General features: G+C 43.9%; 10 protein-coding genes, 1 pseudogene and 1 riboswitch. All 11 genes and pseudogenes read right to left on the reverse strand.

Translation table 11 applies throughout. The annotated features are described in order from the left end of the window. Positions 1-16: 16 nt before the first annotated feature. Positions 17-272: pseudogene (locus AC1F2U_RS17905) on the reverse strand (arsenical resistance protein ArsH); the annotation flags it as partial. A gap of 12 nt (positions 273-284) precedes the next feature. Next, positions 285-698: an arsenate reductase, glutathione/glutaredoxin type gene (arsC, locus tag AC1F2U_RS17910; protein ID WP_480262321.1), complete on the reverse strand. Its 414-nt coding sequence runs from the start codon at positions 696-698 to the stop codon at positions 285-287. Positions 699-729: 31 nt separating this feature from the next. Continuing rightward, positions 730-1,794 carry an ACR3 family arsenite efflux transporter gene (gene arsB / locus AC1F2U_RS17915; protein WP_480262322.1) on the reverse strand — a complete coding sequence of 355 codons (1,065 nt, stop codon included), beginning with the start codon at positions 1,792-1,794 and terminating at the stop codon, positions 730-732. Positions 1,795-1,989: 195 nt separating this feature from the next. Then, a complete protein-coding gene (locus AC1F2U_RS17920; protein WP_480262323.1) occupies positions 1,990-2,316 on the reverse strand; it encodes an ArsR/SmtB family transcription factor in 327 nt (108 codons plus the stop codon). 81 nt (positions 2,317-2,397) lie between these two features. After that, entirely contained in the window at positions 2,398-3,108 is a 711-nt protein-coding gene (locus AC1F2U_RS17925) for a precorrin-2 C(20)-methyltransferase (protein ID WP_480262324.1), read from the reverse strand. Beyond that, the gene (locus AC1F2U_RS17930) at positions 3,105-3,731 is read right to left on the reverse strand and encodes a precorrin-8X methylmutase (protein ID WP_480262325.1); all 627 of its coding nucleotides are present in this window, start codon (positions 3,729-3,731) and stop codon (positions 3,105-3,107) included. Before AC1F2U_RS17930 ends, AC1F2U_RS17925 begins: the two co-directional genes overlap by 4 nt. Positions 3,732-3,779: 48 nt before the next feature. Continuing rightward, complete coding sequence (cobG, locus tag AC1F2U_RS17935; RefSeq protein WP_480262326.1) at positions 3,780-5,378, reverse strand: precorrin-3B synthase; 1,599 nt, start codon at positions 5,376-5,378, stop codon at positions 3,780-3,782. After that, a riboswitch (adenosylcobalamin-variant (AdoCbl-variant) riboswitch) is annotated at positions 5,350-5,433 on the reverse strand. It overlaps the preceding gene by 29 nt. A 295-nt stretch (positions 5,434-5,728) precedes the next feature. Then, positions 5,729-7,096, reverse strand: a complete 1,368-nt coding sequence (locus AC1F2U_RS17940) for an LLM class flavin-dependent oxidoreductase (RefSeq protein WP_480262327.1) — start codon at positions 7,094-7,096, stop codon at positions 5,729-5,731. Between the two features lie 166 nt (positions 7,097-7,262). Further along, positions 7,263-8,399, reverse strand: a complete 1,137-nt coding sequence (gene ssuD / locus AC1F2U_RS17945; RefSeq protein WP_480262328.1) for an FMNH2-dependent alkanesulfonate monooxygenase — start codon at positions 8,397-8,399, stop codon at positions 7,263-7,265. 17 nt (positions 8,400-8,416) lie between these two features. Then, positions 8,417-9,463, reverse strand: a complete 1,047-nt coding sequence (locus AC1F2U_RS17950) for a sulfonate ABC transporter substrate-binding protein (protein ID WP_480262329.1) — start codon at positions 9,461-9,463, stop codon at positions 8,417-8,419. Between the two features lie 93 nt (positions 9,464-9,556). Next, positions 9,557-10,312, reverse strand: coding sequence for a dienelactone hydrolase family protein (locus tag AC1F2U_RS17955; protein ID WP_480262330.1), 756 nt, complete (start codon positions 10,310-10,312; stop codon positions 9,557-9,559). Between the last annotated feature and the right edge of the window lie 272 nt (positions 10,313-10,584).

The raw sequence follows: 10,584 nt of genomic DNA on the forward strand, positions 1-10,584 counted from the left end.
TTTGGATGCTCAATAGTCAATTTGTTTTAGAGTTAATTTCAAGAGATTGAGAGGCTATCATGATTGTCTCTTTTGCAGCTTTCCTTACGTTCGCTGTAGCGGTCTGTGAGATAATCAACTTTGTCACGCAATAGCAAGGTAAATTTGTAAAGTTCTTCCATGACATCGACAACGCGATCGCGAGAGAGCGAATCCTTCATAGTCCCGTCTTCGTTAAAATCTTGATATGCTTTAGCTACTGACGATTGATTGGCGATCGCGAATATTTGCACTACAAATAATATTTATCGAGCAGTTGTAAATTCTTTATTTACAGACTCAATTAATTGAATGATCCGTTCTTTGATTTGATCGCGGACTCTCGGAAAAATTTCTGGTTGTTCTGCTGGATCGTCTAACTGCCAATCTTCAAATACTTCTCGCACAACCCACTCTGGCGGTAAATTCACGCCACAGCCACACAAAGAAATCACTACATCAAAGTCTTGTGCTTGGAAATCACTAAGGGGTTTAGAGTGTTGATCGGTAATGTCGATACCAATTTCTTTCATGGTTGCGATCGCTTCTGGTCTGACCTGACTTGCTTCTAACCCGGAGCTAATCACTGCAATCTTTCCTTTACCAAGAGTTTTAGCAAAGCCTTCCGCCATTTGGGAACGGGCAGAATTCTTTTTGCAGACAAACATCACACGTTTCATGGTTCAAATCCTCCGAATAATTTGACTAAATTTAAAAGATTCTCGATTCAGATGGCGAAAAATAACGTTTTTCAAACCAGAAAGCCACATTAACCAGACCAATCAATACAGGCACTTCCACCAGAGGCCCGACAACGGCGGCAAAAGCAACACCCGAATTAATGCCAAATACTGCGATCGCAACTGCGATCGCTAATTCAAAATTATTTCCTGCCGATGTAAATGCGACACTTGCGGCTTTAGAATAGTCTGTTTTAACGCGCCAAGCCATGTAAAAGCTGACTAAAAACATGATGATGAAGTAGACAATCAACGGAATTGCAATCTTCACCACATCGAAGGGGATCTGAACAATCAAATTCCCTTTCAAGCTGAACATAACGACGATTGTAAATAATAAAGCAATCAGTGTGATGGGGCTGATTTTAGGCACAAATTCCTCATGATACCACTGCTTACTTTTTACTTTTACTAAGAAGTAACGAGTGAAAAATCCAGCTAAAAAGGGAATACCAAGATAGATAAACACACTTTTGGCAATCTCAGCAATACTGACATTCACAACACTACCTTGTAACCCAAACAGTGGCGGCAGTACAGTAATGAAAAACCAGGCATAAGGACTATAAAAGATGACTTGAAAGATACTATTAAAAGCAACCAAGCCAGCCGTATACTCTGTGTTACCTCGTGCCAAGTCACTCCACACCACTACCATTGCAATACATCGGGCTAATCCAATCAAAATCAATCCCGTCATGTATTCTGGATAACCATGTAAGAAGATAGCTGCCAGAGCAAACATCAAAATTGGCCCAACGATCCAATTCTGAATTAGTGAAACACCGAGAATTTTCCCGTTGCGAAATACATCCCCTGATTCTTCGTATCGCACCTTGGCTAAAGGCGGATACATCATCAGAATTAACCCGATGGCGATCGGTATATTGGTTGCTCCCACCTGGAACTGATTGATAAAGGCTTCTACTCCAGGAAAGAAATAGCCTAAACCAATACCGATCGCCATTGCTAAAAAAATCCATAAGGTTAGGAAGCGGTCAAAAAAGGAGAGGCGTTTTGAAGTTTTTTTGTTCATGACAATTAACCCCATACATGAATGCAGGAGCTTCGAGCAGGAATTTCAGATTATTCAATCCAACATCCAAAATTGAAAATCTAAAATTCGTGAGTTATATCAAGAGTATATCTCTATCATTTCAAAAAAACTTGATTCGTAAATGCCTATAAAACTAAAATTAGACAAAATATTACAAAAAAAATTGATGAGTATTTAAGGATCGCAGGGGGGACGAATAGGTAATATGGGGCTAAAGCGGCGGAATTCTGCTAAATACTGCTCTAAGACAGCAAACTGCGGTAGATTGAGGCTGTAGTAAATCCAGCGCCCTTCTTGACGAGCGCGAACTAAACCCGCTTCTTTAAGAGTTTTGAGGTGAAAAGACAGTTTAGACTGAGTGGTTCCCAGGTGGTCACACAGGTCACAGACGCATAGTTCTTGAGAGCGCAGCAGTTCTAATACCTTAATCCGTAGGGGGTCAGACAGGGCATGAAAGCCAGCAGCGATCGTATTAGGAGTGAAGGTGCTATTAGAAACCATCAACTTTTCTTGAAGTATTTATTTATGGGAAAATCTCAATCATTAGTTAAACAATACCTTAACTAAAAAGAAAAGGTCAGTCTATAGTCGATTCTTGGTGGGAATCACAATCATTGAGAAATAGGGTACCTCGGCTGGATCGACTTCATCTAGGGGGATGATGCGTTGCTGTGATGTTGATGCCCGCTCAATATATCTTGCTCGTGACGCTAGCCCTAATTTATGCAGGATATCTCGTACTTTGGTAAAGTGACGACCTAGTTTCATAATTGCGGCTGCATCGGTCATCAGCAGATGTGTTGTCAGTTCTTCTGCTGGCAACGGGGCGGGTAGGACGGTGAGGATATCAGTATAGTAGGTGAAAGGTACACCCAAGGCTACCGGACAAGCCATCAACGAGGAAACTCCGGGGACAACTTCTGTTTCGTATTGGTCGCATAACCGCGTGAACAGGTACATAAATGAACCATAGAAAAATGGATCGCCCTCGCATAGCACCACGACATCTCGACCGGCTGCTAAATGGTCGGCGATTGGTTGAATTTCGTTGTCATAAATAGACTTGGCCTTTTCTGGTTCCAAAGCGCGGGGGAGGTGAAATAGTACCTCGATTTGATTGCCGGGAAGATATTGCGCCACGATCGCTCTAGCAATACTTTCTTTATCTGTGGCTGATTGATAAGCTACCACAGGAGCCGCGCGTAATAACCGCAGCGCTTTCAGAGTCAATAGTTCGGGATCGCCCGGGCCGACACCAATTCCATAGAGACGACCTTTGGGTTGCGTATTCATTCTTCCTCCGTTGCCAGGGCGTTAACTGCTGCTGCCGCGATCGCACTTCCACCGCGCCGACCGTGTAAGGTTAAAAATGGTACATTTTTGCTATCTGCCGCCAATGCTGCTTTCGATTCCGCTGCACCGACAAACCCCACTGGAAAGCCTAAGATAATCGCAGGTTTGGGCGCTCCTGCATCGAGCATTTCTAACAGTCGGAACAGGGCGGTGGGCGCATTGCCAATTGCAATGACTGAGCCTTCTAGGTGCGATCGCCATAATTCTAGAGCTGCCGCCGACCTTGTAGTACCCATACGCTGCGCAAGTTCTGGCACTTCTGGTTCGTTGAGGGTACAGATAACTTGATTGTTTGCAGACAACCGCCGTCTGGTAACGCCATCGGCAACCATTCGGCAATCGCACAGAATTGGCGCTCCATTTGCCAGTGCTGCCCTTGCGGATTGCACTGCTGTTGGTGAATATCCCAAGTCAGTGACAATATCCGTCATTCCACAGGCATGAATTAGACGCACAGCAACTTTTTCTACATCTGGTGGCAGCACATCTAGGTTTGCTTCTGACCGGATGATTGCAAAGGAATTACGGTAAATTTCGTTGGCATCTCGGATATAGTCGGGCATTAAATTTGGGATTTTAAATTTGGGATTGACATATAAAAATCAACAGGCTCAGATTGCCGACTTCTCTAAAAAGGTGGCAATCTTGTTGTTCGCAATTGATTGAGGGATTATATTAAATAATTGCTGTAATTGTTCCAGTGCAAATCGATTAGCAAATTCTCCAAAGGACTCATCAGAATTTAAGCGTTGAATTTTATATACATATAGCATCCGCTCTATTAATGCAGGTAGTTCGGCAAAAGTTACATATTGATATAGTTCGCGTCCGAATTTCTGATTGCTGTCACCAACATAAACGTGATAGCCTTCCACAGTTCTATTTTCAGCTTCAATGCTGACACCGAGGAGAGTAATATCACTTTTGCTGTGCTGGGCACAAGATTTTTCGCAGCCAGTGAAGTGGATATTAACTGGGTAATCGAGAGTAACGCGAGTTTGAAGATACTCTGCCAATGCCAATGCATGACTTTTAGTGTCAGTGGCAGAAGCGGCGCAACCCTTTTTTCCAGAACAGGCAACTAATCCACCCTTAATATTGGTTGCAGAGGAATCTAATCCTAATAAAGCAATTTCACTTTGGACATCAGCAACCCATTGCTGAGGAATATCTGTAAGGAGCAAATTTTGCCAAGGAGTTAGCCTGAGAGTTCCACTACCGTATTTTGCTGCTAAATCTGCTAAACCCCGCATCTGTCTACTCTCCAATCGGCCAAGGGGCAAGACGACACCAATGTAAAATAAGCCTTGCTGACGTTGGGGATGGATGCCAATATGCTGATATTTCTCTCCCTTGCCTTGCTGAGGGAGTAGGTATTTTCTTATTTCACTGTACAAAAGAGAAAAAGGCAAACGCTGCTCAACTTCTTGGAGATAATTTTCACAACCCAAAGTATTCAATAACTCTCTCAGACGCAGCCGCCGCTTACTCGTAGTATGACTATAAGCTAGATAGACATCCGCTAAAGCTGCTAAGACGGGCAAACAGTCCTCTGGTGGTAACAAAATTCCCGTATCGCTGGGCGATTGACCCTTCTCGCCGACACTGAGATAGAGGCGAAAATAAACATTATCGTTAACTAAGACAGCTGCAAAGGCGATATCATTCAAGCGATCGCACACCTGAATTATCCCACCACCATCAAAGCAAACGCTAAATTTTGCCGACAGTCCCGAAAGCGCCGGATGTGCTGCAATATAATCATCCCAACCTTGGACAAAAGGGCGAGTGTCGATTAATTCTTGCGGATCGATACCAGCAGTTGGACTGGTCATAATATTGCGGATTTGGTCTACAACAGTATTGTCAGAACCCAATCCCATATTTTGTAGGTACTTTAGAACCTCAGCATTTATCCCCGTGCGGATTTCACGAACTTGCAGGTTAGCTCGGTTAGTCACATCTATATAGCCGCCACCGTGCTGTTCTGCTATATCTGCGATCGCACGGCACTGCTGACTACTAATAATTCCACCTGGTATTCTAACGCGAGATAATATACCATCTGCGGCGGGAGTAGGATAAAACAAGCCAGGACAAGTGGCAAATCCAGAAACCAAACTTAGAACTCCTTCCCCGTGCAACGCAGGGAGTAGACGGTGAGTGTGTCTTGAGGACATCCTGAGAGTTGGCATTCTGACTTGGGTCATCCCATCACAGCTGCGGCACAGTCCCGGAATTTCACCGGAGTTTCCCAACTCCCAGCTTTAGTAATTTAGATTTTGTTTAGGTTATAGATTTCAACCAGACATCATCCAGATAATTATCTTACATTACTATTGCGATAAATTTTAACTGAGCTTATTCACTGCCGATCGAAAGATACAGGTAAGTCGGCACAATAAAACCAAACTATGTGAAGAAAAATTAACTAGGCTAAAACTCTCTTCCCTCCTGCCTCCTGCCTCCTGCCCCCTGCTTATCTCAACAAATTGAATTTAGTCATGGCTCAGGCAGGAATGCTTGAGCCTTTTTGCTGCAAAACTTGCTTTAGAAAAAATTAGGCGATCGCCGCTTCAGGAATAGCAACTTTGTTAAACTGATTTACTGGACGAGGTAAACCAAGATTTTCGCGCAGGGTTCGTGCTTCATACTCTGTACGGAACAGACCGCGACGTTGCAATTCCGGAATTACCAAGTCTACAAACTCATCCAATCCTCCCGGCAACCAAGGTGGCATAATATTAAAGCCATCTGCCCCGCCATTGACAAACCAATCTTCTAGCTGATCGGCAATTTGTTCTGGTGTGCCTAGAATTTGACGATGCCCACGCGCTCCAGCTATCGACAAATACAGTTGTCGAATCGTTAAATTCTCTCTACGAGCCAGGTCAGTCAAAAGTTGCTGACGGCTTTTACCGCCGTTAGTCTCTGGTAGCTCCGGCAACGGCCCGTCCAATGGATAGTCGGATAGATCAAATCCACCAATCATTGAGCCAAGCAAATTTAAGCCGACCACCGGATCGATCAACTCCTGAATTTGATCGAATCTGTCCTTAGCTTCTTGCTCGGTTTTGCCGATAACTGGGAATATACCTGGCATAATCTTCAGATGGTCAGGCGATCGCCCGTATTGAGCCAGTCTCCCCTTCACATCTGCATAGAATGCCTGAGCTTCTGCCAAGGTCTGCTGGGCAGTAAAAATTACCTCCGCCGTTTGTGCAGCCAGATCCTTACCATCCTCGGAAGATCCAGCTTGAATAATCACCGGATAACCCTGGATGGGACGCGCCACATTTAGCGGCCCACGCACTGAAAAATGTTCGCCTTTGTGGTTGGGAACGTGCAGTTTATTTGGATCGAAGTAAATACCCGATTCCTTATCATGTAAGAAGGCATCGTCCTCCCAACTATCCCAGAGTTTCGTGACAACATCCACAAACTCTTTGGCACGCTGATAACGTAGGGTATGCTCCATGTGGTTTTCCCGATTGAAGTTCAGCGCTTCAGCTTCAGTAGCTGAAGTTACGAGATTCCAACCGGCACGGCCACCGCTAAGATAATCTAATGATGCAAACTTGCGGGCGAGGTGATAAGGCTCGTTGTATGTAGTCGATACTGTCGCCGTCAAACCGATGTTTTCCGTTACTACAGATAAAGCCGACAACAGGGTGAGAGGTTCAAAGTGGACGAGTTTCCCATTTCGGCTCAAAAGGTCGGCGCTTTGATTACGGTCGCGCACAGCCACCCCGTCTGCAAAGAAGATCATGTCAAATTTGCCGCGTTCTGCCGTCTGTGCCAGCCTTTTATAATGCTGAAAGCTTAAACCAGCATTAGCTTGCGCTTCGGGGTGTCGCCATGACGCTACGTGATGGCCAGTGCTGGGCAAGAATGCACCTAGTCTAAGTTGAGGTTTTTTCGTACTCATGCTTTTTTTTATTTGGTAAAAATTGGATGCGCGTAAATCGTAGTGTTTTTAAACGCAAAGGCACGCAAAGTAAGCGCAGAGGAACGCAGAGTTTTGCCGAATTTATGCAATGTTGTACTAAGGTGTTATGAGTTAAATCACGCTAGTTTTTTGAATTTTGAATTGCTTACACAGGTTGGGGTTTAAGTAAATCCGTTTTGGTAACAAATTCACTGAATGTACTTGCAACCTGCTGCGCTAATGCGATGTCTGGAGTTTGTAATGGCAACTTGGGAAACAGTAATTCTGCGACTCTATAAGCTTCTTCGAGATGGGGATACCCTGAGAAAACGAAGGTATCAATTCCTAAATCGGCATATTCCAGCATCCGCGCTGCAACTGTGTCTGGATCTCCAACTAAGGCAGTCCCAGCACCTCCACGCACTAAGCCAACACCTGCCCATAAGTTGGGGCTAATTTCTAGGTTTTTGCGATTACCATTATGCAGTTGAGCCATACGGCGTTGTCCTTCTGATTCCGATTGACCAAACCGCTGATATGCGGCTGCTATGGTTTCATCATCAACATACTGAATCAGTTCATTGGCCGCATCCCAAGCTTTTTGCGTAGTTTCGCGGACTATAACGTGCATCCGAATCCCAAAGCGGACTGTTCTACCTTGTTCTGCTGCTAATCGACGTACCTTTGCAATCTTTTGGGCAACTCGATCTGGTGGTTCACCCCAAGTTAAATACACATCAATGTGTTTGGCAGCAACTTGGAGCGCCGCATCTGAAGAACCACCAAAATATAAGGTCGGATAAGGCTTTTGTACGGGAGGAAATTGGAGTTTTGCGCCTTGAACTTGCAAATGGCGACCACTATAGGTTACTTCTTCACCTTGCATGAGCGATCGCCAAATAGTCAAAAACTCATCTGTAAGTTCATAACGCTGGTCATGATCTAAGAAAATCCCATCTTTAGCAAGTTCTTTTGTGTCGCCACCAGTGACAACATTCAGAATAATTCGACCATTAGAAATCTGGTCAAAAGTAGCAGCCATCCTAACCGCCAAAGAAGGTGACATAATTGCCGGACAAAAGGCTACAAGAAACCGCAAGCGTTCCGTAACTGAAATTAATGAAGTAGCTACAATCCAAGTATCTTGTTTTTGTCCCGTACCAATCAACATCCCGCCATAGCCCAATTTATCAACAGCTTGGGCGATTTGCTGCATATAGGGATAAGTGGCTGGCCGCCTGCCGATTGTAGTACCTAAATAACGCTCATCTCCCTGTGTCGGCAAATACCAAAAAACTTCCATTTTCTTATCTCCTGGCGCTATTTCTGGCTAATGGTTTCTGGTGTTATAGCTGCATATTGTTCGCTAGTCAGCATCGCTTCCTTAATATTGATGGGTTTAGGAATCACTTTTTCTTTGGCAAACAAATCTGCAATCTTCTGTTGTTTTTCCATGATTTCGGGTGTAATTGGTCTTAACCCGTAAGTTCGCCTTCCAACCATTGTTGTTAAAATATCTTCATCAATTTTGAGGTGAGGAATAGTCAGTTTTACAACTTCTGCTCGGTTTTTCTCAGCCCATTGCCCTGTGTTATCTATCTCCTCAAGAACTAATCGTACTAATTTCGGATTTTCTGTGGCAAATTTTCGCGCAGCCAGATAATATCCGCCCTGAGTAGAAATGCCACTAGCATCTCGCAAAACACGAGCATTGGCCTTTTTTTGGGCCACGGCTAAATAAGGGTCCCAAGTTACCCAAGCATCTATTTTGCCTTGAATAAAAGCATCACGAGCTTCTGAAGGAGGGAGGCTAATAGCTTGAATATCATTATATTTCAAACCAGCCTCTTCCAAAGCTTTTATTAATAAGTAATGGGAAGCAGAACCCTTTTGAAAAACTACTTTTTTACCTTTAAGATCGGCTAAAGTCCGAATCGGTGAATTATTTTGAACGATAATCCCGCTTCCTTTACCAGTACTGGGTTTATTACTAGCAACATAAACTAAAGATGTGCCAGCAGCTTGGGCAAATATCGGGGGAGTCTCGCCTACAGAGCCAATATCAACTCTACCCACATTCATTGCTTCCATCAGTTGTGGTCCGGCGGCAAATTGCGCCCATTCTACAGAAACACCTAAAGGCTTTAAACGTTTTTCGATCAATCCTTTAAGTCTGAAAATATCCCCAGAACTTTGATATCCCATTCGGACAACTTTTGTTTTCAACCCAGTGGTTTGATTTGCTGAATTTGGGGTTTGGACTGAGCAACTGATTAAGGTTGTTGAGATTGTTAATAATCCAGGTAAAAGTAATAGTGAAAAACCTTGAAAAATCTTAACTCGTGGCTGTTGGAAGGCGGGAATCATGGACGTGATACTTTGTTTTTTATTTACTTTTGACTAGTCGTAGAGGCATACATTTGTGCGCCTCTAGTGTTGTATTACTCGTAACCTCAAGATTTAGACTTTTTGAAGCTGAAGGTTCTTTTGGAACAGTTCTTGAACATTTTTCCAAGCATCGGCGGCAGCTTCGGCATTGTAGCTGGCGCGATGATTGCAGAAAAAGCCATGTCCTGCACCGGGATAACGGAAAATAGCATGAGTAATCTGATTTTTCTTCAATTCAGCCTCAATCTGTTCTGTATGTTCTAAGGGGATTCCCTGGTCATCAAGACCAAAGAAGGCGTAAATGGGGCCTTTAATCTCTGGAGTGCGGGTGATGGTTGGTTCTCCACCGCCGGGAGTTGAGTTGGGAATACCGCCACCATAGAAGGAAGCTGTAACTTTAATATCTGGTAAGGTGGCAGCTAGATAAACGACATGACCACCAAAGCAGAAACCAATAGAGCCGATCGCATCTCCTTGCACATTTGGTAGAGTTCTTAAATAGGCGATCGCAGCTTTAATATCACTCAATATTTCCTCTGCTGTTGTCTGCTCTTTATACCCTCTCCCTTGCTGAACATCTTCAGGAGTGTATCCACCCTCAAAACCGGGAGCAGTGCGTTGAAATAAAGTCGGTGCGATCGCCACATAACCCTCTTTGGCAAATTTTTCAGCAACTTCCCGAATGTGAATATTAACCCCAAAAATTTCCTGAATCACAATAACGGCTGGGAAGGTTCCCTTTTGGGCTGGTTCAGTTAAGTAAGCATCAATTTGCAAATCTCCGTTAGGGACTTTCACTTGAGCAGTGCGAATTTCTGTGTTTGTCATCTTAGGATTAGCCTGTAATTGCTTTCAGGACGCGATGTTTTATGGTAATTTTTGTATAAAACTACTTAAAATCTATCAATTTGCCGTACTTTAGGAGTAGTATTTCACAAACAATGTGCAAAGGCAAGTCCTTTGATTTAGAGATGAATGGCACTAAGAAAAGCTGTAAAGTATGCGGGATAGGGATTACAGCTTTTAATGTCAGAGAGCAAAGTAATGGCATGAGCCAGGCGATCGCCAATGGAGAGATGAGGTAAGGTTGCCCAGAATTT

It is taken from the genome of Nostoc sp. LEGE 12454 (assembly GCF_056620565.1).

Bases quoted from the DNA above. Each gene is read 5' to 3' on its own strand.
- arsB (WP_480262322.1), bottom strand. From the start codon at position 1,794: ATGAACAAAAAAACTTCAAAACGCCTCTCCTTTTTTGACCGCTTCCTA.
- AC1F2U_RS17950 (WP_480262329.1), bottom strand. From the start codon at position 9,463: ATGATTCCCGCCTTCCAACAGCCACGAGTTAAGATTTTTCAAGGTTTT.
- cobG (WP_480262326.1), bottom strand. From the start codon at position 5,378: ATGACCCAAGTCAGAATGCCAACTCTCAGGATGTCCTCAAGACACACT.
- AC1F2U_RS17925 (WP_480262324.1), bottom strand. From the start codon at position 3,108: ATGAATACGCAACCCAAAGGTCGTCTCTATGGAATTGGTGTCGGCCCG.
- arsC (WP_480262321.1), bottom strand. From the start codon at position 698: ATGAAACGTGTGATGTTTGTCTGCAAAAAGAATTCTGCCCGTTCCCAA.
- ssuD (WP_480262328.1), bottom strand. From the start codon at position 8,399: ATGGAAGTTTTTTGGTATTTGCCGACACAGGGAGATGAGCGTTATTTA.
- AC1F2U_RS17920 (WP_480262323.1), bottom strand. From the start codon at position 2,316: ATGGTTTCTAATAGCACCTTCACTCCTAATACGATCGCTGCTGGCTTT.
- AC1F2U_RS17955 (WP_480262330.1), bottom strand. From the start codon at position 10,312: ATGACAAACACAGAAATTCGCACTGCTCAAGTGAAAGTCCCTAACGGA.
- AC1F2U_RS17940 (WP_480262327.1), bottom strand. From the start codon at position 7,096: ATGAGTACGAAAAAACCTCAACTTAGACTAGGTGCATTCTTGCCCAGC.
- AC1F2U_RS17930 (WP_480262325.1), bottom strand. From the start codon at position 3,731: ATGCCCGACTATATCCGAGATGCCAACGAAATTTACCGTAATTCCTTT.